Genomic DNA, 22,440 nt, shown 5'->3' with positions numbered 1-22,440 from the left:
AGCGACGTCGCGAGATCGCGACGTCGCTCGTCGTCGTCGATGTAGGCCACACTGGACGCGCCCAACGCGGATGCGTGCTGGACGGCGAAGAGTCCGAGGCTGGGCAGGCTGTTCACCACGGCGACAGCTGCCCCTGGGTGCCGAGAGAGACCCTTCCACACCGCTACGTACGCGTCGGTGAAGTTGTCGCCGCAACTTGCCGCTCGTACCGGGTCGACATCGTCCGGTAGCCGAGTCAGCATGGCATCGGCAAACGGGACGCGGACCAACTCGGAGAACAGGCCGCCGAAGTCTCCGGCGATCGGGGCTCCGTAGCCGGACAGTCCGGGGTATGCGGTGCACGCCGCGGTGAGCCCCTGCCTGCAGTGCCGACAGGTCCCGCAGTTCACATGCCAGGGGACGATGCATATATCGCCGGGTTCGATGCCGCGCACGGCATCGCCGACCTCGATCACCTCCGCCACGCACTCGTGACCGATCGGGAAGTTGCGGCCGAAGTCGACGTGGCCGTGGATGATGCTGCGGTCCAGGTCACATGTCGTCGATGCGATGGGGTGCACGATCGCCTCGAGATCTGCTCGTACGCGTGGGTCGGGGAGATCTCGCCACTCGAGTTCCCGGGGACCAACGAAATACAGGGCTCTCACGGAGGCATCCTTTCCGAATGTGTGAATCACCGGCGCGCTGTGCCGGATATAGAGAAGTTACTCTAGATGATATAGAGAGTAATCTCTACGTCGTGCCAACGCAGCGGAAGTACTCTCCGGACGACTTCCTGGACGCAGCCGCAAGCATCCTCGCCGATGGCGGCCCCGATGCGCTCACACTATCGGCGGTGTTGCGGGCGACGGGCGCGCCCAGCGGATCGCTCTACTACCGCTTCCCTGATCGCCCCGCACTTCTCGGCGCACTATGGAGACGCACCGTGGCCGGCTACCACGACGCGACCCGCGCAAGTTTCGACGGAACGTATGAACACGCGGTTGCCAAAGCGGTGCAGGTCGCCAGGGATACCGTGCGGTGGTGCCGTGACAACCCGGACGCCGCGGCCGTGCTGCTCGCCGGACGGCGTGCTCTTGGGTCGGATGTCTGGCCGGCGGATCTGCGAGCCTCTGTCGTCGCCGAGAATTCGGTTCGCGAGAAGCAGACTCGGCGCCTTGTGAAGAGCGTTCAGGCCGAGACCGGTCTCAAGTTGGACGTCGTGTTGCTGGCCGTGATCGACCTGCCGTACGCGGCAGTCCGTCGCTACGTTGCCGGTCGCCGAGATATACCACTCACTTTGGAGAACACGGTGGGTGAGGCGATCGAAGCGGTCTTGAAGCGCGAATGAATCGGCTGCGTCAGCCGTTAAGGCAACGGGCAAGTATGCACCAGTGGATGTGACATAGAGGAGGATGTAGGTGAATGGGGTCACATTTGTCGAGGTAGAGGGCCGCCGCGCTCGCGTCCGCGTCGAGGGGGAACCTGACCGAACTCCGATCCTCATGCTTCACGGCATCGCACGCAGTCTGGAAGACTGGGAACCTCAGTTCACCCGCTACCGTGATGCCGGATTCCGAGTCATTGCAGTTGATTTGCCGGGTTCAGGGTTTTCAGATCGCCTTCCGGGCAAGACTGCGCTGCCGGGACTCGCTCAAGGCGTCGTTGCGACGCTCGACGCGATGGGCGAAGTCAGGCCTGCGCACGTTGTCGGAAGCTCGCTTGGCGGAGCCTGCGCATTACAGATACTCACCATGGCACCGGACCGAGTGGCATCGTTGATTCTGGTCGGTAGCGCAGGTTTCGGTGCCGAGGTGCATCCTGTGTTGCGCATGATGGCTACCCCGATAATCGGTCGCCTTGCGGCACGCTATCCGACCCGCGCGAGTGCTCGGATGATTGAAGAGACGCTTTACGTCGATAAGTCGTTGGTTACTGACGAGGCAATAGATCTCGCACTGCTGCTCGCCCGAGTCCCGGGTTCGGGTGAAGTGTTTCACGAGACCGCGAGGTCGCTGGCCACCATACGTGGGACGAGGCCTGAATGGCGGAATAAGCTGTTGGCCGGAGTACTGAAACATCCCCGCCTGACTTTGATCGTCTGGGGCGATGGAGACCGAGTCCTGCCGTCGACGCAGATGGACGTGGCACATCGAATCTTTCCGCACGCACAGGCGCACCTGCTTGAAGGGGTCGGTCATCTGCCGCAGTTGGAGGCCCCTGACCAATTTGCACAAATCACTTTGGACTTCGTCCGATCGCAGGTCGCTCAGGCCGGAATTGACGGCGAAAAATAACGAAAGGTTTTGTCGTACAGCAACGGCAATATTCCTTCCGGACTATCGGCCGGCGGACCGACTTGGGTCTACACCATGGGACTGATTCGTTCCGGGATGTCGAGAAGCGCCTTGCCGAACACCTCGTAACCGACGGCCGCGTTGAGGCCGCCGTGCCTTGCTGCCGTGTTGGCGTCGCGCCAAATCCTCTGCAGTGGGTCCGATTCGGCGAAGGAACCGGAGCCGTGTACGTTGAGCAGGATCTGGATGGCCTCGAGCACCTCTTGCGCGGCGTAGCCCGATGCTGCCCAGGATCGGGCCCGGGCGAGGTAGTCGACCGGGATTGAGATTTCTGCCGCATGGTCGAGTTGGTCGGCGTTGGCGTAGGTGTGGAGCCGAGCGGTTTCCAGTTTCACTGCTGCCTTTGCAATTTCGGTTTGCACCGCAACCGAGTCGTTCCGCCGGGTGTACACGGTGTGTGAGACTGCTTTCGATGCAGACTTTTTGACGGCATGATTCAGTGCCGCGCGTCCCAACCCCAGCAGTGTGCCCATCAGGTTCAGCCTGAAGACCGGACCCATAGGCAGCCGGTACAACGGCTCGTCATGTTGAGACACCCCGTCGGCCAGGGGAGCCACGGCGAAGAACCGGTGCTCGGGTATGAACACGTCTTCCCCCCCGCCAGGTGTGGCTCCCGGTACCACGCATGCCGGCGGTGTTCCAGGTGTCGTCGATGGACATTTGCGACCGTGGCACAAGCGCGAAGTGCGGACTGAACGGGTCACCGTTGTCGCCGGGAACGCCGATGCCGATGGCGGCCCAATCGGCATGCGGTGAACCTGACGCATATGGCCATCGGCCGTCGACCCGGATGCCACCCTGGACGCGGCGGGCTTGGATTGGCTGGTTGCTGCCAGACACCCTGACGTCCGGGTTGCTACCGAACACTTCCTCCTGCGTCCGCGGACCGGCGTGCGCGGCACCCCACGCTCCACCCGCGGCGATGTTCACCACCCATGCCGCCGATCCATCGGCTTCGGCGAGTGCCTCGGTCACCTCGGCCAGGGTGCGAGTCCGTCCGGCATAGCCGCCGAAGCGGCGTGGAGTGAACAGCCGGAAGAGCCCTGCGTCAGTCAGCGCGGCGATCACTTCGTCGGCCATCTGACGGTTGACCTCGCCGTCGGCGGTGTACCGGCGCAGCAGTGGTTGGAGGTCCTTTGCCCTGTTGACCAGTTCGGTGTGGCTGGGAACGTCCGAGCTTGTTGTCGTCATCGTGCCTCCCGTCGCGACGGCGTCGCGGCTGTCGAAGTTGTTAGCGAGGTGCTGCGGCGATTGCTTCGCGCGCCGCGCGGTACAGATCCAGTACTTCGTTCAGATGAGAACGCACGGGACCGGATCTTCGTTCTGATGTAGCGACCCGTCACGGGGATGAATACCGGTGAGAGGAACGCTCCAATGCCTGAGATGATGCCTGCTGTCACAGACGACGAGCTTTACGCGAGCGTCACGTTGACCATTCGTCCCGAGTGCCGACTGGAGTATCTGAACGAGCTTCGCAGGGTGCTCCCGCAGGCAAGGGCTCTGCCGGGTTGTCGATTGCTGGAGGTGGGTGAGCACATCGACGCGCCGGCGACGTTCATCCTCACCGAGCGCTGGCGCAGCGGCCTGGAGTATCTCAACGAGTACCTCACGTTGCCCTTCTTTCAGGACTATCTCTCAGCGACGGAACCCATGTACGCCGCCCCTCTCAGCGCCGTTGTACTTCGCCCGGTAGCGGCAGAGCGACTCGGCCCCGACTACTAACCATTGAGATTGGGGACCACAGATTCCCGCCGGTTGAGGTGCTCCTCTTTGGCGTCCCGGCTGACCCGTGTGGGTGAGAGGAAGGCCTCCCCGATTTGACGTGCTTGGTCTACTCCCTTGTCACGGTTAGGTGAGTTGTGATCGCCTTCCACGTCATAGATGAGATGGCTTTCCACGTCTGTCACTCCACAATAGGCAAATACTCCTACGTCGATCTGGGTCTTCATCGCCTCGGCGTACCCGTACTTGTCATACGTTCGCTTGGCCGAGCCTGCGATCCCGACAAGGACCGTCGGAACATTCTGCAGAAGAGCCTTCTCCGGCGCCTTACCTCTGTCTTCGACGCCGTCGCCATACTGGTATGCCCAGCCACCGGTAAATACCCGCTCAATCCACCCTTTCATCATTGCAGGCATGCCCCACCAGTACACCGGGAAGATGAACGCGAGCTTGTCTGCCCTCTCTACCCGGCGATGCATGGCCGCGATCTCGGTCGGAACCGGTCCGCCCCAGAAGTGGGCATGATCTTCAGTGGTGAACCGGGGGTCGAAATCTTCCTGATGAAGGTCCAGGATGTCTATTGACCACTCCGCCTGCCGAAACGGCTTGTGAAACTCCTCCATCACAACTGCCGGGTAGCGATCGGTGAACGGGTGTGAATAGACGGTCAGCAAGTGCATGAGAAATCCGCTCGTTTAAGACGTTTGGCATCGACATCGGTTGACCACTACAACGCCGGATCAGTCGCCGGGGTTCCAAGCGGCGGCCGGGTACCGCTACCGCGCTTTCGGTGCCGGTTAATGCGTGGCAATGAAGCGTTGGGAGGTGATCGTCGTTCCGTGTAGAGGGGTTAGCGAGCCGAGGGAGATGTAGTGATCGAAAAGTTGCCCGCGACCGATGAGCGGATAATCCAGACTCATGCGCGGTTTCGATCCCTGGGACCGGTGATTCCGCTCAGGTTGCCCGGTGAAGTCACGGTGTGGGCGGCGACCAGCCATGCAGCAGTTCGCGAGGTGCTTCAAGGCGACGGCCGACTCTTTGCTAAACACCTTTCGAAGTGGCGCGCCTACCGCGAGGGCCGGATCGCCGACGATTGGGCGCTGATGCCACTGCTCCGCAATGAGCACATGCTCATGCAGGACGGCGCCGTCCATTCCCGGCTGCGCCGACTGATGTCGACCGCCTTCACGCCCAGGCGCGTGCAAGCACTCGAGCCGTTCATCGAACACGTCGTCGACGATCTGTTGGACAACATGAATCAATCCGTCGACTTGGCGAGCGACTTCGCCGAGCAGGTCCCTATGGCGGTGATTTGTGAGCTTTTCGGCGTTCCCAGCTCTGATCGCTCCAACATCCGGACGTGGACCTCGACCCAGTTCTCCACGACCGCCACACCCGAGCAGACCGCCGCCGCCGCCCGTGAATTGGCGGCCTATATTCGCTCATTGGTGGAGTCGAAGCGGGGAAGCCGCGATGATGACCTGACCACGGCGCTGATCCGGGCACACGATGACGAGGGGCAGCTTTCCACCCAGGAGCTCGTCGATTCCCTGCGTCTGATGTTGATCGCCGGGCACGAGACGACGTTGTATCTGATCAGTAGTGCGGTGGTCGCGCTCCTGACGCACCCCGACCAGCTCAACGCAGTGATGGAGTCGAACCGTTGGCCCGATGTGATTGAGGAGACCTTACGGCTTCACACCCCGGTTGCCGGCTCGGCTTTCAGATACGCGCTGCGCGACGTGACGGTGGCTGGCGTCGAGATCTCGTCGGGCGAAGCAATTTACCTGTGTTATAGCGGTGCCGGAACCGACATGGCCGCGTACGGCGACGACGCTGCCTGTTTCGACATTGACAGGAAGCAGAGTCACCTCGCCTTCAGCTACGGTCCACATTTCTGTCTGGGGGCGCCGCTCGCTCGATTGGAAGCGCGAATTGCTTTGTCCCGTCTATTCCGTCGCTTTCCTGGCATGAGCCTTACGGTGGAACCCGAGCAGATCCCCTACACCCCATCGTTCATCACCAACGGGCCGGTCAGTGTGCCGGTGACACTGAACTGACAATCTCCCCGTCTGTGGGCGATTGGCGCGCCCGCGAGTGATGCTGGCAGGAGCCGGAGACTCCGGGCGTTCGACCTTGCCCATCGCGGCAAGCGGCGTGCCGTCGAGGGAGGGGTATGCGGGCACTTGCTCGTCGATGCTGAGTTCGACGTTTGTCTCATTCACGACCAGCGTCGCGCCGGCGCGCTCGGCGGCAGAGGTGACGGCGTGGCGCGTTTGGTCGTCCAGTGGGGTTGTGGAACTCCGGCATAAGAAACGCCAATTTCGCACTCGTCCGGCGCGGACCCCGCGCGACCCGCTGATCGACACCACATTGATGCGCGGCGGTGTCAGCTCCGGCAGCATTCCCGAGCCCAGGAGCGCACGAAGCCGCCACGATCTGTTCACCGCCGCCCTCCAACCACCGGGGAGCCGGCCGGCCGGGCTGACATCCTCACCGAGCGCAACGGCCCCATCCGCCGACCACCGTCGGAAGCGTCCACACCGCGTTCGCGGATGTGAGTGCGTCCACGAGGCGTTGCTCGAGTGTATGGAGGCCGAGTTCCTCCTCTGTGGCGATACCCGAAGCCACGATCGCGTCCTTCATGGCGTACACCGCGCTCACCAGGTAGGCCGCGGCGTGGCGGTTTTCGGGCGCCCAGTATGGCTGAATGCCGATCGCTTCGACGTCGCTGAGACCGGCTTGCGCGAAGAGGGCGGGAAGGCGCATGCCGATGTCGACATCGGCGTGGGCGTGCTCGAATCCCGCCCGTAGCCATTTCAGGATGCGCGCGTGCAGCGCAACCTCGGGCAGTGTTCGCGATCCGGTCCCGTCGTAGTCGATAACCACAACAAGGCCCCCTGGGTGCAGGTTGTGCTTGTGGTGGGTAAGGACGTCCACAGCGGCGGGCAGATGCATGAGTAGCAGCCGGCAGACGATGGCGTCGAACGGTTCCTCGTCAGTGAAGGTGCGGGCGTCTCCCAGTCGAAAGGCGATGTTGCGCATGTCAGATTCGCTGAGACGCCGCTCGGCTACGGCGATTTGGGCAGGGTCGGAGTCCACCCCGACGACGAACCCGTCCGGTCCGACCATCTCGGCCACCTGGAACGAGACGTCGCCAGGGCCCGAACCCAGGTCGAGGACTCGCATACCCGGTCGAATGCCGCCGCGCTGCAGCAGGAGTGCTGTCGGCGCGGCCAAGAAGGCAGCCTGGCTCTGTAGCCGCGCGATCTCTACTTCACCACTTCCGAGCACGTATTGGGGTGTGTTCACATCGAATCAGAACGGGCGGTTGGCGAGTTCCATTCGGCCGGGGACAGCCCACGAGTGCTGTTGATCGAGCCGCCCGCGCGCATCGAGAAGCTTGTCGCGGGGGAGTCGACGACGGCGGGTAAACTGTATCTGTGACAATCGGTTTGATCTCTGCGATCCCGCAGGAACTGGCTCATCTGCGCGATGTGATGGACGATGTCGACGGCGTGAGTATCGCCCATACCCGTTTCGATACCGGTTCGCTCGACGGTCATGACGTAGTGCTGGCTGAGACGGGAATGGGCAAGGTTAACGCTGCGCTGGTAACGACCGCGCTGGCCCACGGTTTCGGTTGCCGTGCCGTCGTTTTCTCTGGTGTCGCCGGCGGGCTGGACCCGGACCTGAATGTGGGCGATGTCGTCGTCGCGGATCGGCTGATCCAGCACGACGCGGGTCTGATCGAGGACGAGCGGCTCCAGACCTATCAGGCCGGCCATGTACCGTTCATCAACCCGACCGCTCGACTTGGTTACGACGTGGACACCTCGCTATTAGCCAGGGTGAAGGGCACGTTGAACGGTGTCAGCCTGCCTCCGCTGTCGCCCGAAGCCGGCGGGCAGGGGCGGCCGGCGCAGATCGTTTACGGCACTGTGCTGTCCGGTGACCAATACCTGCACAGCGAGCCCACCCGGGCTCGTTTGCACAGTGAGTACGGCGGTCGTGCTGTCGAGATGGAAGGTGGCGCGGTGGCTCAGGTTTGTGAGGCATTCGGGATCGGTTGGCTGGTGATCCGGGCGTTATCGGATCTGGCGGGTCAGGATTCGCGGTTCGAGTTCGGCCAGTTCGCGAGCGAGGTAGCAGCCGCGTCGGCCACGGTGTTACGCCGGCTGCTATCGGTGCTTTAGCCGTCTGTAGTCTCAATGGACGGCTCCGGCAGTGAAGTCGCCGAGAAGATGTTTCCCGGGTCGTACCGAGCCTTGAGCTCGAGCAGCCGGTCGGCATTCGGTCCGTAGGCCACCGTTGCCTGTTGCGGGCGATCGGCACCGAAGTAGTTGGGGTAGGCGCTGTTCAGCGCGTAAGGCTGCAGCGCGGCCTCCCCAGCGTCGGCCCACGCACGATTGGCGGTCTCATCACCGGTGCGCCATTGAGCGTAGAACCCGACCATGACGTGGCGCTGCCGGATCCCGAACGCTGTCGAATCCACCGGAACCCGCTCCGGCGCACCATGAAAGGGGTGCACGCCAATCCAGCTCAGCGGCGACGGACGGGTCCGCATCGCGTCGACCATGACCTGAACGGCCTCGGGACCGAGTTCTGGCAGGGTGACTGTGCGGCACACCAGGTTGGACTCATTGACCGTGAATGCGTCGGTGTTTCGCAGCATCTGCGCTGGGGTCACCCGGTCCACCTGAACGAGGACGGCATCACCAAGGCCTGCAACCAGATCGCAAATCCGCTCATCGTCAGCCTCGGCACCGCTCCAGGCATGCATCATGACGAATACCACACCCCCGTCCGGGTTCTGCACAAAGGCCGGAGTCTGGGTGAGCTCGTCGGGGAATTCCTCGACCAACGTGGCGTAGCGGCGCACCACCTCGGGTGCCTGTTCGGCGGGAAACGCGATGATCCCGTGCGAAATCGAAGACATGGAATGCAGTCGAATTCGCATGCTGGTGACGACGCCGAAGTTGCCGCCACCGCCCCGCAATGCCCAGAAGAGGTCTGGCTCGTTGTCGGCATCCGTCGACACCACCCGGCCGTCGGCGAGCACAACTTCGGCGCCCAGCATGTTATCCAGCGCCAACCCGATCCGCCCGGTGAGAGGTCCGTATCCGCCGCCGAGCGTCAGCCCCGCAACACCGACCCGCCCCATCGACCCCGTCGCTGCCACCAGACCGTGCTCCTCGCAGACGTCGGCGAGCCGCGCGATCGTCGTACCTCCCTGGACCACTGCGACGTCACCGTCGACGACAACCCGCTGCATTAGGGTGAGGTCGATGACCACGGCTCCCTGCACGGACCGTCCGGACCAGTCGTTGCCGCCGACGAGCACCGACACAGATACCTCGTGCTCGACCGCCGCCAGAACCGCCGCTCTGACATCTGCGGTGCTCTCCGGAGTGACGACGAGCCGGGGACTGAAGTCAACCCCGATGCTGAAAACTCGCCGCCGGGCGTTCTCGTAGGCTGGACCGGACGAGTGCACCCGGTCCGGTCCGATCTGGTCGGCGAGTGCGGAGGTCATCCGCGCGACGGTCGAGTCGTGGTCGTTCATCTCAGACATTGGGCAGTGCGCTTCCCATCCTTGATCCTGCACGCTCTGACCAACGATCCAGGACCCGGATCCCTTCAGTCGTTGTGGCATTACCCAGTTGTGAGCACGCGACGAGTGGCCGTGTTTCTGGAGGCCGTTGTCTCTGCGGTGGTGGGGCGAGGAATCAGGAAGGACATCGCGAAGGCACCGATCAGCAGGACGGCGCTACCGACTGCAGCGGCAATGTAGCCGGGGGCGGGCATCGTGGGGTCCGGCGTCGCAGCGGACTGCATCGCATAGATGACAACGAAACTGAGGCCTGCCCCGATATTGAATGCCCCGGCGCTCAGACCAGGTAGCGAGCCTGGCCGCTCGGTGGGGCTGAGGACCACTCCGAGCCCGTTGAGCATGATGTTCGCCATGCCCGCATATGTGATACCAACCCAGACGGCGACGATGAACAGGAATGTCGGATCGGTAGCGTGCACGACGAAAGTGAGTGCGATCATCCCTAGCACCGTGCCGATCAGGCCGAACCGCAGAATGCTCTTGTAACCGAAAGTGGCGGCGAGCCGCCCCGACAGCGGTCCCATCAGCAATCCTGCCACCGCGTAGGGCGTCAGAATGAGAGCTGACATGGTTTCGGCGTCGAGGCCGAAACCGAGTGCGCCGTCTTGGGCGAGGGCAGGAACGATACCGTTCATCAGGGCGAACACGCCTGCCAGAGTGAGGATGGTAGTGATGATCAGAGCCCAGGTGGCGCGTTCACGCATTTGGGCAGTGGGGACTAGCGGCGCAGGAACGCGCTTCTCGACCACCCAGAACATTGCGAATGTGAGAACTGCGAGGACGGCAAGTCCGCCCGCGATCCACCAGTTGGCACTGCCGAGTTTGCCGGTTTCGTTGATGGCCACCAACGCCGCGCCGACGGTGGCAACGAGTAGGACTGTGCCGATGGCGTCGAGACGTCGGCGGTCATCCCCGAAGGATTCGGGAGTCATGATGCGGACCAGGACCGCCGCGGCGACGGCGACTGCCGCCATGGTCCAGAAGATGGAGTGAAACCCGTGATGGGTCACGAGGTATCCACCGAGAATCGCGTCGAATCCGGCGATCCCGCCGTTGATCGCGGTCACCACGCCCAGCAGGGTCCCGTACTTCTTCGGTTCGGGCACCTCGACGCGCAGCATTATCAGCGCGATCGGGATAACCGTCCCCGACGCGCCCTGGATGAACCGTCCGACGAACAGCATCTCGATATTCGTTGTAAGCGCGGCAATTACGCATCCGGCGGCCATGAGTAGCAACGCGCCGCACAGGACTCGGCGGCGGCCGATGATGTCGGCCAGTCGGGGAAGAAAAAGTGCGAACATGGCTGCCGCGATGAAAAATGCGCTCTGGGTGTTGGCGACGGCACCTGCGGTGACGTTCAACTGGCGCTCGATCGATACGAGTGCCGGGCTCAGCATGCTCGCATTCAGTTGGAAGGCCAGGCACGCGGAAAGAAGCGCCAGCATCAGTGTGGTGACCGAAGGCCCGGACCGGGTCTGGTTCATTGCTGACATGGTTGATTCCTTAGTGCCGCAGGGCTGATTTCGGACAGCAGGGGTATCGCGTCGATGGCGCCGGGCCGGGTCACGGCGACGGCGGCCGCGCGCATTGCGTGTTCGGTTGCGCCGGTGATGTCGTCAGGATGCGAAGACAGTGCGGCGGCGAGGTATCCGATGAACGTGTCGCCTGCCGCGGTGGTATCGACCGCTGTCACCTGCGGCGCCGTGAAGTGTTGCGCGCGGTCACCGTGCCATACGTAGGCGCCGGCACTGCCTGCCGTGCAGATCACTGTCGCGCCGGAGGCGCGTGCGACCGCGGCGATGTGGTGCTCCAGATCTCGAATACCATCGCACCCCAGCATCTCTGTAACTCTTACGAGCTCATGTTCGTTGACTACGAGCAGATCAGTCAGGTCGAGCAACTCGTCGATCGAATCAGGTACGGGAGCGGCGTTGAGCACCACCGTGGCGCGGGACTCACGGGCCGCCCGCGCAGCGCGGAGCACAAGGGGAGTCGGTGTCTCGAGTTGCAGTAACACATGGTCACCGGGACTGATCCCAGCCAGCCCCGCTTCGAGCGCTCTGGACGTGAGTTCGCTGTTGGCACCAGGGGATACCACGATCGTGTTCTCGCCGGCATCGTCGACGGTGATCAGCGCCCGCCCAGTCGGTGTTGACGCGACGACGTGAAGATGGCCGGTGTCGACGGCTTCCACGGTGAGTGCCCGTCGGATCACCTCACCATCGCTGTCATCGCCGATGAAGCCGACAATCAACGTGGGTGCACCGGCCCGCGCCGCCGCTACAGCCTGATTGGCCCCCTTCCCACCTGCGGAGACCACGAAGGCGGAACCGATGACGGTTTCCCCTGATTTCGGAATCTCGGTGACTCGCACGCGGTGGTCGGCGTTGAGGCTGCCGACGACGAACACCCGTCCCACAGCGTTACTTGAGGTTCGCGATGGCTTCGCGAATCAGTTGCCAGAACTTGGGCACATCCAGCGTGATCGCGATGTCGGCGTTGGGCTCCTTTTTGAGCATGTTGTGCAGGTCGACCGCAGTGGCTCCCGATGTGAATTCGCCCTTGGTCTCGACGTCGACGTGGCTGCGCTGAATGGTCGTCACGGCGCGGTCGATGGCGATCGCCACCGTGATGGGGTCGTGTAGAGGCCCTTCCGGCATGCCTTCTACCGCATCGTAAGTGCTGCAGAAGAATCGGAGCAGTTCTACCCCAAACGTACTGGTCTCGTTTCCGATCGCGCCAATCGCTTGGATCACTTCTTCGGTGATGAGCGCCTGGTGAGAGATGTTGAGTCCGACCATGGTGAGAGGAAGGCCGGACCTGAAGACGATGTCGGCCGCCTCCGGATCCACCCACGCGTTGAACTCGGGGTATGCGCCCACGTTCCCCCGCCCGGTCGAGCCACCCATCCAGATGATCTCTTTGATCTTGTCCTGCAGTTCAGTTCGCTCTTCGAGCAGCGTCGCGATGTTGGTGAGTGGTCCCGTCGGGATCAACGTGATGGGTTCGGTTGCGCCCGTGAGCAGGTCGGCGATCAGGTCGACCGCGCTGCGTTCGTCCAGTGGGACCGTCGGTGTTGGCAAGACCGGGCCGCCGAGCGCATTGTCGCCATGGATCCAGGTAGCCGGGGTGAGCTCGCGGCGGAGCGGTTTATCGGCCCCGGCGGCGATCGGCACGCCTTGGACTCCTGCCACGGTGAGAGCGACTCGCGCATTGTTCGTCGTGTGTTCCAGTCGTCCGTTGCCGCCGACCGTGGTGACGCCGAGCAATTCGATCTCCGGGGTGCCGGCGGCGAGCCAGAGGGCGAAGACGTCGTCGTGGCCGGGGTCGCAGTCGATGATGACCGGAGTGGGCATTTCGCTCCTTTGCAGTATGAAGTCCGCATCTCAGTTTGGAATACCAAAAGTGATGCGGAGATTAAATCAGCAGCGACATGCGATTGACAAGGGTTGTCACTATTGGGGCCATACTGTACGGGCGTCTATGGTTGGTCGACCAAATATGAGTGTGTGTTACGCGCCGGACCTTGGCGATCTGCTCGTCCCAGGTCGGATCCAGCCGTATGCGAGCCCGTGTTGCACCAGTAGTTCGGTGAGATCGCCGAGCGAGGTCGAGGCGGACACGATGTCGGCCTCCTGCGCGCGCACCGTACCCTCGGTCGCGCCTGGCATCTGCCACGTTCCCCCTCGGCTCAGCCAGTTGAGCAACATGGGCTCCAAGCGATCCATCGATTTGGCGAATCGAGCCTCCGGCGACTGCCCGCTTTCGAACTCTTCCCACAGTGATCGGATCACGCCTGCCTGATCGTCTGGCAACAGCGCGAACAGGCAGGCGGCGGCCGCTTGTTCGCGCTCTTGCTGGTCGTCCGACGCATCCGGATCGAATACCGGGCTGTCGCCCGCATAGATCTCGATCAGGTCGTGGATGATCACGAGTGTCATCGTGTGTCCCACATCGATTGGCTCGTTGGAGTACTCAGCCAGGATCAGGACCATCAACGCCAAGTGCCAGGAGTGTTCTGCGTCGTTCTCGAGTCGATCTGCGGCAGCCAGCGGGGACGCGCGCAGAATCGTCTTCAACCGGTCGGCCTCGGCGATGAATGTCATCTGCGCTCGGAGTCGGTCGCCAACGCCGTCCGGAAGTGGATTCTGGTCGATGACCCTGTCGTGGTGCACGGGTGCCACTGTGCCATGTTCGAGTCATCCCGTGACCTGAGATCATGTACCCCTTTTGGATCGCGCGCGTCCTCTAAGGGGGTGCGTCACGGGCCCCCATTTGCAGCTGACCAAGCCTAGGTTGTCGTCGGACGCAGCGGTGTGACCGACGATAATGACTGCGCACGTCAGTGAATTCATTCACGGCAAAGGGTGGTGTTTTGATGGCGGAGCTTCCTGACTGGGCTGAGCGACTCAACCTGTCTCCACATCCAGAGGGAGGCTGGTTCGCCGAGACGTGGCGCAGCGGCTTGACGGTGCCGCAGGCCGCCTTGCCGCCGGGCTACGTCGGTCCGCGGAGCGCTGGAACGGCGATTCTGTTCCTGCTCATGCCAGGGCAACAATCCGCATGGCACACCGTTCGAAGCGCGGAGCTGTGGCTCTTCCACCGCGGAAGCCCGTTGATTCTCGAGTCAGGAGCTCGACAGGATAGCGCGGCAGGAACACTGCTCGGAGTAGACATTGCCGCCGGTGAACAGCCGCAGGTGTTGGTGCCACCGGGGTATTGGCAACGGGCCCGGCCACGTGATGACGAGCCGACTTTGGTCAGCTGTGTCGTCGTGCCGGGCTTCGACCTCTCCGACTTCGCGATGGATGCCCCTGCCGGCTGAGAGTCATCATCGCTGATAGCCATCGGCACGACGTATGTGATGTCGGGTGTGCTATCGACGATAACACCATGTAGTGTATCGCCGGAAACACGTTTGGTATCAAACGGGGTGGGTGCGTTGATCGCGCCAGGTGAAGGAACCACGCAGAAAGTCTTCGATGATCAATACCGCGAGATGCTTCGTGCCAGCTACCGCCGTAGTCCTACTGGGCATGTGCAGCGCCGTACCGATGGCGCGCGCCGGCGAAGGTGGGCCGCTGTACCGGTTGGTCGATACCGCCGCGCAGCGCCTCTTGACAGCGGAGCCGGTAGCCGCGTTCAAGTGGGTCAAGGGCGGCCCGATCGAGGACAGCGCCAGGGCTGACAAGGTGCTCGACTCAGCCGGCGCCGACGCCCGCAAGCGCGGGCTCGACGAGCAGTACGTCAGGCGAATCTTTGAGAATCAGATCCACGCCACCGAAGGTGTGGAGTACACGCGCTTCGGGCAGTGGAAGTTCGACCCGGCCGTGGCGCCCACCTCGGCCGAGGATCTTGCCCAAAGCCGTACTGCGATAGACCGGTTCAACCGCGTAATGGTTACCGAGATGGACGCCCAACGTGATGTCCTGATGGGCCCGGATTGTGTTGGCGCCCTTGAGGCCGCGCGTAATTCGGTCGCTGCCGCACGCACACTGGATCCCCTCTATCGGCACGCGCTCGATGTCGCGACATCGAGCTACTGTGGCTGGAGGGAAGCGCCGGACCCATGAAACTTGGGATGGGTCTGCCGCAGTACGGATCGGCCATGGGCAGCGCCGCAGATCTGTGCCGCTTCGCCACGCGCATTGAAGAAATGGGCTATGACACGCTCTGTGCTGCCGACCGTTTGTTCAGCCCGCTGAAGATCCATAGCTATCCTCCCGGAGGTAACGACGACTTCTGGGCGGCGTACTTGGAAACGCTGAGCGCCTTTGGTGATCCGTTCCCGGTGATTGCCGCCGCTGCAGCGGCCACTACCCGGATACGGTTCAACATCGGTACTCTGAATGCGCCGCTGTATCAACCGATTCACTTGGCCCGCACACTGACAACGTTGGATGTCCTCTGCGACGGCAGGCTCGACGTCGGGCTCGGCCTCGGATGGATGCGCGACGAGTATGACGCATTGGGCCTGGCATGGTCGTCGCGCGGGCAGCGGTTCGATGACATCCTGTCGTTTCTGCACATCTGGTGGACCGACAATCCGGTCGAATACGCGAGTCCCTTCATCTCCGTGCCGCCGACCCGGGTTGATCTGCGACCGATCCAACCCGGTGGACCGCCGATCTTGCTGGGCGGCTCAAGCCCCACTGCGCTCGCCCGGGTCGGGCGGCGTGCCCGTGGGTGGATCGGGTTCGACACGCTTCCTGAGGACACCATCAGATCGTTGTGGTCGACAGCTCGCCGCGTGGCCGATGAGAGCGGGCGTGACCCCGATGCGCTGCGGAAAGTGATGCGCGTCAACGGTGTGCAAGGCGAATCCGTAGCGCGACTGGCAGACCGGCTCGCTCGTCTTGCTGAGCAGGGCACTGACGAGGCGATCGTGGACTTCGCATTCACCTACTCGACGATCGACGAGAGGTTGGATGCCGCGGACCGCCTCATGCAGATGGCGGCCTGGTAGACGACGACGGCGTCGAGAACACCCTTCCGTCTCCGTCCCAGGCGGGGCAGGACTAGACAAATCTACCGACTAGAAGGTAGGTTACCGATGTGACTGCATCTGTGAACCTCACGAATCTCCACCACCGCAGCATCGATTCACGGGCTAGGACTACGACGATCGTCCCAACGGTGATCGACAATCTCCGGCTCGATTTCTCTCGGTGTCACGTTTGTGCAAGGGATTAGTACCAGCTAGTAGGTAGGCAGTATTGCAGTACCCGAGGCTGCGCAACGTGCGCCTTCGGTTGTTCATTGCGCGCGGGTTGCGGTGTGGGTGTGATGCCCCGCTCTGGTTGCCCGTGCCTTCATTTCAGATTATGGGAGAGATCATGACAACGATTACCGGCAAGCCGAGCGGAAATGTGGGCGCGAGTGCTTGGTTGAAGAAATACTATTTCGTCAGGGCTGGATTCTCGATCGTGTGGGTGGCCGCGGTTTTCGGTGTGGCGGATGGTCCGGCGGCGGTGGTGGCGGCGTTGCTGCTGATTTATCCGGCATGGGATGCGGTGGCCAATGTGGTTGATGCACAGCGTAATGGGGGATTGGGGAGTAATCCGACGCAGGCGTTCAATGCGGCGGTGAGCGTGGTGACCACGATCGCTGTGGCGATTGCGCTGAGTCAGAGTATGAACGCGGTGTTGGGTGTGTTCGGTGTGTGGGCGGCGTTGTCGGGTCTTTTGCAGCTGTCGACCGGGGTGCGACGCTGGAAGAGCTATGGTGCGCAGTGGCCGATGATTCTCAGTGGTGCGCAGTCCACGATGGCGGGGATCAAATTCTTGATCGATTCGAATGCGCCAGAGGTGCCCAGTATTACGACTATTGCCCCGTATGCGGGGTTCGGAGCGTTCTACTTCCTGATTGCGGCGATCTGGCTGGTCGTCAGCGACGCCCGCCGCGCCAAGAGGTGAACCTCAAGGTCCGACCGGCGTAGTTCCGACAAACAAAACGTCACGGCATCCCGTCGTCGCGATCAGGTAGCTCCGCCCGGGGCACGCTTGTCGATGCCGTGTGTTCGGCGACCAAGGTCTGGAGAAACACCCCACGACTGAGGCGACCAAGGAGATTGCTTCGATGTTAGTAGCACGGCAAGTTGATGAGCGCATACCCACTGGTGGTGGTCATCGTCAGTGTGGTGGGTACGCCACGTCGTCTGCCATAGCTCGTCGTTCGGCTGGTGACGGGAAGCGAATTTTCGACGGGTCGGATGGCGATCGGCATCGCAGTGATGAGCGGTTTGTGCGTGAGACCGAGCAAGTGCGTGAGTTCCTGGTGCGTAATGCGATCCGGTTGACGCATCAACGTGCTGATGCTGAGGATCTCGTGCAGGAGACGTTGCTCAAGGCGTATATCTCGTTTGATAGTTACCATGAAGGCACACAGTTGAAGTCCTGGTTGGCGCGGATCATGACTAACGCGTGGATTGACAAACATCGTTCGAGCCAGCGTCGTCCCGCCGAAAAGCTGACTGCTGAGGTAATGGAGTCGCTGAGCTCGTTTGACATATACCGTGCTCGTAGTGGGGAGTCTGCTGAAGCGCAGGCGTTGCAGGCGATTCCCAGCGAGGCTGAGTTAGCGTTGCAGACGTTGCCGGATGGGGTGCGTGAGATCGTGTATTACGCATGCATCGCTGAGTATCGCAATACCGAAATCGCTGCGCTCTTGGATATTCCAGTAGGTACGGTGGGTTCACGGTTGCATCGCGGTAAGGCGCTGCTTCGCGACGCTTTGGCTGCGTCCGGTGCCAAGTCCGGCACGCAACAGTAGTCGAGATCATTTCCTGAGCGTGGCAAGTTTTCTGTACGGATCGCCTGGCTGGTCGCTGCCAGTTAGACACGGAGGTAGTGACGGTGAGTGAGTTCTATCCGGCCGATGTCGACCTGATGGACGCACGCTGGTACGAAAACGGGCCTCCGCATGCGGTGTTTGCCAGGATGCGCGCCGATGCGCCGGTTCACTGGAATCCGAGTCGGGACGGCGCTGGCTTCTGGTCCGTGACCAGGCACGCAGATATCGCGTTCGTCAGCAAGCGTTCGGAATTGTTCTCCAGTTCGGCCGCCGGGGTGTTCCTCGATAAGGACCAGTCCGCGCCACTCGAGTTCAGCCTCAACAACCTGCTGTACATGGATCCGCCACGACACACAAAGTACCGGAAGCTGTTGCACACGGCCTTCACAGCGCGGACTGTGCACGCTCTGGCGGAGTCGGTGCGCACGCGTGTGAGTGCGCTGCTCGACGATGTCATCGAGACGGGGCATTGCGACTGGGTGTCGCAGGTCGCGGTTCCACTTCCGCTCGGAGTACTCTTTGGGCTGCTGGGTCTTCCGGAGGCCGATCTCGATCGCCTGTACGTATGGACCGAGCGTCTGGGTGAGTCGACGCGCGCACCAGAGCCCTCGACGGGCGTCGCCGGCTTCGTAGAGATGGGTCACTACCTGCAGGAACAGATCGCTTACCAGACTGCGCAAGGAATCGACGACAGTCTGGTGATGCGACTGCGTCGTGCCGAGGTGGAGGGGACCAAGCTGAGCGACGACGAAATCACGTCTTTCTTCAGTCTGCTGCTGTTCGCAGGTAACGACACGACGCGCAACGTCGCCGCGGCGGGGATGGATGTACTGCTCGATCATCCCGACCAGTGGCGGCTCTTGTGCGAGAACCCGGATCTGATCGACTCGGCCGTCGAGGAGATCCTGCGCTACACCAGCGTTACCCAGTACTTCAAACGCACGGCGCTCGCAGAGGTCGAACTCGGCGGCCAGCGGGTGAAGCCCGGCGACCCATTGATCCTGTGGTACGTGTCGGGTTCTCGCGACGAATCGGTGTACACCGAACCCGATCGATTCGATATAACCCGAAAGGCGCAGAATCACATGGTATTTGGCGGTGGTGGTGCGCACTTCTGCATCGGCGCCGGTCTGGCCCGCCAGGAACTACGCATCCTGTTGCAGGAGACGGCCCGCCGAGCGCCGCACATCGTCCGTGACGGGCCCATCGCACGAACCCCGTCACCCTGGATGAACATCGTCAGGAGCGTTCCTATCCGGTTCGTATCCGAATGATCGATGGTGGTCGGCGAACAGGTTGCGGCGGCGCTTCATCGTTGCTGTTGTTGGTTGACCGCCACCGCCCGGGTGAGTAAGGCCGGGTCGGTGAGCGTCGACGGGTGCGCGAGCAGCTCCCTCACTTTGGCGAGCGCTGTGGCAACTGTGTCGTCGACACCGGCTGCTTGCTGCACCTGGTCGAGAGCCCACCGCTGACGTTTGACGTCGTCGGGCACGTCGACGCCGTTGATCGCGTCCATTCGGGCGGCGTCAGAACCATCCGACATGATCCACGCGCAGTCGACGACGACCGATTGCAGTGCGAAGAATTTATCCGCGGCGAGGTCGAGTTCTGGACCGGAGAGCAGATATTCGGACAGGCAGTTGGCGTGTAGGGCGGCTGCTGACATGCCTTGGCCGAATTCGGGATTGAAGCACGCGACTGCGTCACCGACGCTGATCAACCGGCCCGGGTACCTCGCGAGACCGGTGAAATCACGGCGGCGGCTGTCCATCTGTCGATACGTTTGGACTTCACCAGTGGCCGGCCCAGCGGCCGCCTGTCCGAAGACGGTGGGCAGCGTCGCACATGCCGCCCGGAACGCTTCGATCGACTTGGGGGGCCGGTGGTCCCCGTAGCCGAACAACAACACCAACCATTGCTGTTTTTCTACGGCGAACGCCATGGCGAGGGGCGTTTCAGGATGTAAGGGGTCGCTGGGCAGCGCGCGAGCAAAATTGATCGGCAACACACGCGCATCCTCGGCACGCTCGAATAGTGCTGTCGCATAACTGATATCGACTTGGTGACGCATCAGAGGTGGATGCTGGAAGCCCGCCTGTTCAACCCAGTCACCCAACCGGCTGGGCCGCCCCATGGCGTCCACCACGAAGTCGACGTTCATCGTCTTCTCGCTACCGCTTTCGGCGTAGTGAACGCCGCGCACAGCGTTGTCACGGATCTCGAGGCCGGTGGCCGCCGCCTTTATCGAGCGCACGTTCCGAATGGCGAGAACTCGGCTGCGGATCAACGACTCGAGGAACGGACGTGTCCCGGCCAGTATCGGCGATCCGCCGTCGGGGATCAGTCGGCCGCCCACATAAATGGCCCGTTGGTCGGCAGCGGATAGCACCCCGCCCAGTTTCAGTGCCTCTTGGGTGAAGCCGGGAAACCATCGATCGAGGAATGAGAGTCCAGAAGCGATGAGCACATGCGCCTGGCGGTCCTGTGGGACGCCTGCTCGAGACCGTCCCTCCGTGGTGACCTCATCGCGTTCGACCACTACGACCGTGCGGGCGTGATCGGCAAGCACACGCGCTGCCAGAAGCCCGGAGATGCTGCCCCCCAGTACACAGGCAGTGTCGATCACAGCGGGTGTGTCACCCACGGTTGGGCCGGTGCGCACCAAGCGGTCGAAAACGTCACGAGAGTTGTTGGTAAACGTCCTCACGCAGTCTCCTCCATTCAGCGCTACGCCTACACCGCTTATACGGAACGCAGCCGCAGGGGAATCCGTTCGCCGATCACATGGCCGCCACCCGGGCGCTGCACACAGCGAAAGTGTGTGATCGGTAAAAATTTCCGTTGTCGGTCAGTAGACGCTTGAGGACGATGCCGTCCCCGGTGATAAACGTCGGGTCGTGCTGCCGACATCGACTACATTCGCGGAGGTTTCGGTCGATACGTCGGTGGTCAGCGTGGGCGTTTGTCGGCAATACGGTTGAGCCACTCGACCATCAGATCGCGTTCAGCCGGCGTCAAAGGTACGTCGTCCCCTCCGAGGGCTTGTCGCAGTGCCGTAGCGCGTCCGGCCAGCGTGTTGCGCACCTTGGAGGTCGGCGTCTTGACCATGATGCCTGCGAGCGCGTTCCCCAGCGCGATCTCGCTCAACTCCCGGTCGCGCCTCGCGGCAGGAACTGAGATTTGGGTGATCACGAAACCGACACCGCAGGACTGGAACAGCTCCGTCGCGCGCTCGACGCTCATGCGCAACTTGCCTTCATCGGCTATCCGAGCGATCGCAGTCTGCAGCAAGGACACGGTCGTCTGGGCGGCCGCTGAAATCGCTTCACCGCGTCGGGCATGCCCGTAGATCAGGGCGAAGCATTCGGGGTGCGCGAAGCCGAACGCCACAAATAGATCCCACAGGCGCCCCAGATCGGCGACCGCATCCTCTGAATGTCGCAGCAGTTTGCGCTTTTTCGCGATGTAATCCTCAAGGATGTGGAGGGTGACCGCCTCGATCAGACCGTCTTTGTCGCCGAACCGTCGGTAGAGGATCGGCGGTTGCGTACCCGCGGCCGCGGCGACCGCGCGCGTGGAAACCGCCTCTATGCCTCCCCCGCGCAGAAGGTCGGCTGCTGCCTCCAGGATTCGGTCCGAAGCGGAGGCACGAGTAAGCGGCGGCATGTTGCCGACGATAACATCGACGGGTATCCCTTCCTGACCGGCTTCAGCCACAACGTCGACTACGATCAGGTCTCATGTGATGGGCCGACTGGACATTTCTACCTACCAGAAGGTAGGTTAATAGCCATGGCTGCCGCGACGTCCACTGTAGAAGCAATCTTGCACTGCGCACACTCGTCGATCGTGGCGGGCGGCTACAACGGTTTCAGCTACGCCGATATCGCCGCGGTGGTCGGGATTCGCAAGGCGAGTATTCATCATCATTTTCCGACCAAGGTCGATCTGGTGCGGATTCTGGTGAAGCAGTACCGCGCAGAGGCTGAAGCGGGGATCGCCGAGATCGAACGCCACGTTGTCGACCCGCTGGAGCAGCTGCGCAGCTACGTAGGGTACTGGGAGTCGTGCATCGGTGATCCCGAAACCAGCTACTGCCTGTGCGCGTTGCTTGCGACGCAGATCCCCGTTCTCCCCGACGAGATCGTGCTCGAGGTGCGTGCCTACTTTCGGGCATTGTCTGCCTGGCTTACTTCCGTGTTGGAACGTGGTGTGCGCCAGGGCGGCATCAGCTTGACCGACGATGCCCATACCGAGGCAGAGGCATTGATGTCTGCGGTCCATGGTGCGATGTTGGCGGCGCGGGCCTACGGCGACCCGCAGGCTTTCGGCACGATTACCCGACCGGTGATCGACAGGCTTCGACCCGCCATCCAGTAACCGACTCCGAAGTCGCAGATGTGCGGGATTGGGTACCAGATCAGGAGACCTGAAGCACGATTTTGCCGAGATGCGCGTCGTCGCTCACGGACC

24 protein-coding genes are annotated in these 22,440 nt (G+C 62.4%); 12 read left to right on the top strand and 12 right to left on the bottom strand.

From position 1 onward, the window contains the following. Nucleotides 1-647, bottom strand: a 647-nt coding sequence (locus tag ACWDTP_RS25385; RefSeq protein WP_450024907.1) for an alcohol dehydrogenase catalytic domain-containing protein, incomplete at its 3' end; no start/stop codon positions are given. Nucleotides 648-739: 92 nt separating this feature from the next. Here ACWDTP_RS25385 and ACWDTP_RS25380 point away from each other — a divergent pair. Both ACWDTP_RS25380 and ACWDTP_RS25375 read left to right on the top strand, forming a co-directional pair. Continuing rightward, complete coding sequence (locus tag ACWDTP_RS25380) at nt 740-1,330, top strand: TetR/AcrR family transcriptional regulator (RefSeq protein WP_450024906.1); 591 nt, start codon at nt 740-742, stop codon at nt 1,328-1,330. A 70-nt stretch (nt 1,331-1,400) separates the two neighbouring features. Beyond that, complete coding sequence (locus ACWDTP_RS25375) at nt 1,401-2,276, top strand: alpha/beta fold hydrolase (RefSeq protein WP_450024904.1); 876 nt, start codon at nt 1,401-1,403, stop codon at nt 2,274-2,276. 68 nt (nt 2,277-2,344) lie between these two features. Here the strand turns inward: ACWDTP_RS25375 and ACWDTP_RS25370 are convergent, their stop codons facing one another. Both ACWDTP_RS25370 and ACWDTP_RS25365 read right to left on the bottom strand, forming a co-directional pair. Beyond that, nucleotides 2,345-2,809: an acyl-CoA dehydrogenase family protein gene (locus ACWDTP_RS25370; protein ID WP_450024903.1), complete on the bottom strand. Its 465-nt coding sequence runs from the start codon at nt 2,807-2,809 to the stop codon at nt 2,345-2,347. A 49-nt stretch (nt 2,810-2,858) separates the two neighbouring features. After that, nucleotides 2,859-3,527 (bottom strand): acyl-CoA dehydrogenase family protein, encoded by a 669-nt coding sequence (locus tag ACWDTP_RS25365; protein ID WP_450024901.1) that lies wholly within the window; start codon nt 3,525-3,527, stop codon nt 2,859-2,861. Between the two features lie 183 nt (nt 3,528-3,710). On the opposite strand from ACWDTP_RS25365, the gene ACWDTP_RS25360 reads away from it, so the two are divergent. After that, on the top strand, nt 3,711-4,058 hold the full coding sequence (locus tag ACWDTP_RS25360) for a putative quinol monooxygenase (protein ID WP_450024899.1): 348 nt from the start codon (nt 3,711-3,713) through the stop codon (nt 4,056-4,058). Here the strand turns inward: ACWDTP_RS25360 and ACWDTP_RS25355 are convergent. Next, entirely contained in the window at nt 4,055-4,738 is a 684-nt protein-coding gene (locus tag ACWDTP_RS25355) for an NAD(P)H-dependent oxidoreductase (RefSeq protein WP_450024897.1), read from the bottom strand. The genes ACWDTP_RS25360 and ACWDTP_RS25355 overlap by 4 nt on opposite strands. A 192-nt stretch (nt 4,739-4,930) precedes the next feature. Here ACWDTP_RS25355 and ACWDTP_RS25350 point away from each other — a divergent pair, with 192 nt between their 5' ends. Continuing rightward, on the top strand, nt 4,931-6,118 hold the full coding sequence (locus ACWDTP_RS25350; protein ID WP_450024895.1) for a cytochrome P450 family protein: 1,188 nt from the start codon (nt 4,931-4,933) through the stop codon (nt 6,116-6,118). 433 nt (nt 6,119-6,551) lie between these two features. On the opposite strand, the gene ACWDTP_RS25345 is transcribed toward ACWDTP_RS25350, so the two are convergent. Beyond that, nucleotides 6,552-7,352, bottom strand: coding sequence for a class I SAM-dependent methyltransferase (locus ACWDTP_RS25345; protein ID WP_450024911.1), 801 nt, complete (start codon nt 7,350-7,352; stop codon nt 6,552-6,554). 149 nt (nt 7,353-7,501) lie between these two features. Here ACWDTP_RS25345 and ACWDTP_RS25340 point away from each other — a divergent pair, with 149 nt between their 5' ends. After that, nucleotides 7,502-8,254, top strand: a complete 753-nt coding sequence (locus tag ACWDTP_RS25340; protein WP_450024893.1) for a 5'-methylthioadenosine/adenosylhomocysteine nucleosidase — start codon at nt 7,502-7,504, stop codon at nt 8,252-8,254. On the opposite strand, the gene ACWDTP_RS25335 is transcribed toward ACWDTP_RS25340, so the two are convergent. The 5 genes from ACWDTP_RS25335 to ACWDTP_RS25315 form a co-directional block, all read right to left on the bottom strand. Further along, nucleotides 8,251-9,624: an FAD-binding oxidoreductase gene (locus tag ACWDTP_RS25335; RefSeq protein WP_450024891.1), complete on the bottom strand. Its 1,374-nt coding sequence runs from the start codon at nt 9,622-9,624 to the stop codon at nt 8,251-8,253. The two genes, ACWDTP_RS25340 and ACWDTP_RS25335, sit on opposite strands and share 4 nt — an antisense overlap. Before the next feature lie 89 nt (nt 9,625-9,713). Then, a complete protein-coding gene (gene uriT, locus ACWDTP_RS25330; protein WP_450024889.1) occupies nt 9,714-11,168 on the bottom strand; it encodes a uridine transporter UriT in 1,455 nt (484 codons plus the stop codon). After that, entirely contained in the window at nt 11,156-12,085 is a 930-nt protein-coding gene (locus ACWDTP_RS25325; RefSeq protein ID WP_450024887.1) for a ribokinase, read from the bottom strand. The genes uriT and ACWDTP_RS25325 overlap by 13 nt, the downstream gene beginning before the upstream one ends. 13 nt (nt 12,086-12,098) lie before the next feature. Then, nucleotides 12,099-13,031 (bottom strand): nucleoside hydrolase, encoded by a 933-nt coding sequence (locus ACWDTP_RS25320; protein ID WP_450024885.1) that lies wholly within the window; start codon nt 13,029-13,031, stop codon nt 12,099-12,101. Nucleotides 13,032-13,187: 156 nt separating this feature from the next. Then, nucleotides 13,188-13,781 (bottom strand): HD domain-containing protein, encoded by a 594-nt coding sequence (locus tag ACWDTP_RS25315; RefSeq protein ID WP_450024883.1) that lies wholly within the window; start codon nt 13,779-13,781, stop codon nt 13,188-13,190. Between the two features lie 272 nt (nt 13,782-14,053). Here ACWDTP_RS25315 and ACWDTP_RS25310 point away from each other — a divergent pair, with 272 nt between their 5' ends. From ACWDTP_RS25310 to ACWDTP_RS25285, 6 genes are all read left to right on the top strand, one after another. Then, a complete protein-coding gene (locus tag ACWDTP_RS25310; RefSeq protein ID WP_450024909.1) occupies nt 14,054-14,500 on the top strand; it encodes a cupin domain-containing protein in 447 nt (148 codons plus the stop codon). Between the two features lie 157 nt (nt 14,501-14,657). Beyond that, entirely contained in the window at nt 14,658-15,248 is a 591-nt protein-coding gene (locus tag ACWDTP_RS25305; protein ID WP_450024881.1) for a chorismate mutase, read from the top strand. Nucleotides 15,249-15,256: 8 nt separating this feature from the next. Beyond that, nucleotides 15,257-16,141, top strand: a complete 885-nt coding sequence (locus ACWDTP_RS25300) for a TIGR03619 family F420-dependent LLM class oxidoreductase (protein ID WP_450024879.1) — start codon at nt 15,257-15,259, stop codon at nt 16,139-16,141. 370 nt (nt 16,142-16,511) lie between these two features. Beyond that, on the top strand, nt 16,512-17,090 hold the full coding sequence (locus tag ACWDTP_RS25295; protein WP_450024877.1) for a DUF308 domain-containing protein: 579 nt from the start codon (nt 16,512-16,514) through the stop codon (nt 17,088-17,090). 328 nt (nt 17,091-17,418) lie between these two features. Next, nucleotides 17,419-17,946 (top strand): RNA polymerase sigma factor, encoded by a 528-nt coding sequence (locus ACWDTP_RS25290; protein ID WP_450024875.1) that lies wholly within the window; start codon nt 17,419-17,421, stop codon nt 17,944-17,946. Nucleotides 17,947-18,029: 83 nt separating this feature from the next. Beyond that, a complete protein-coding gene (locus ACWDTP_RS25285; RefSeq protein ID WP_450024873.1) occupies nt 18,030-19,241 on the top strand; it encodes a cytochrome P450 in 1,212 nt (403 codons plus the stop codon). A gap of 35 nt (nt 19,242-19,276) precedes the next feature. Here ACWDTP_RS25285 and ACWDTP_RS25280 read toward each other — a convergent pair whose 3' ends face one another. Beyond that, on the bottom strand, nt 19,277-20,674 hold the full coding sequence (locus tag ACWDTP_RS25280; RefSeq protein WP_450024871.1) for an FAD-dependent oxidoreductase: 1,398 nt from the start codon (nt 20,672-20,674) through the stop codon (nt 19,277-19,279). Between the two features lie 242 nt (nt 20,675-20,916). After that, nucleotides 20,917-21,684, bottom strand: coding sequence for a TetR/AcrR family transcriptional regulator (locus ACWDTP_RS25275; RefSeq protein WP_450024869.1), 768 nt, complete (start codon nt 21,682-21,684; stop codon nt 20,917-20,919). Between the two features lie 75 nt (nt 21,685-21,759). On the opposite strand from ACWDTP_RS25275, the gene ACWDTP_RS25270 reads away from it, so the two are divergent. Next, nucleotides 21,760-22,347 (top strand): TetR/AcrR family transcriptional regulator, encoded by a 588-nt coding sequence (locus ACWDTP_RS25270; RefSeq protein ID WP_450024867.1) that lies wholly within the window; start codon nt 21,760-21,762, stop codon nt 22,345-22,347. The last annotated feature ends 93 nt before the right edge of the window (nt 22,348-22,440 follow it).

This window comes from Mycobacterium sp. NPDC003449 (assembly GCF_053588415.1).
This window is presented reverse-complemented; position numbering and strand designations above follow the sequence as displayed.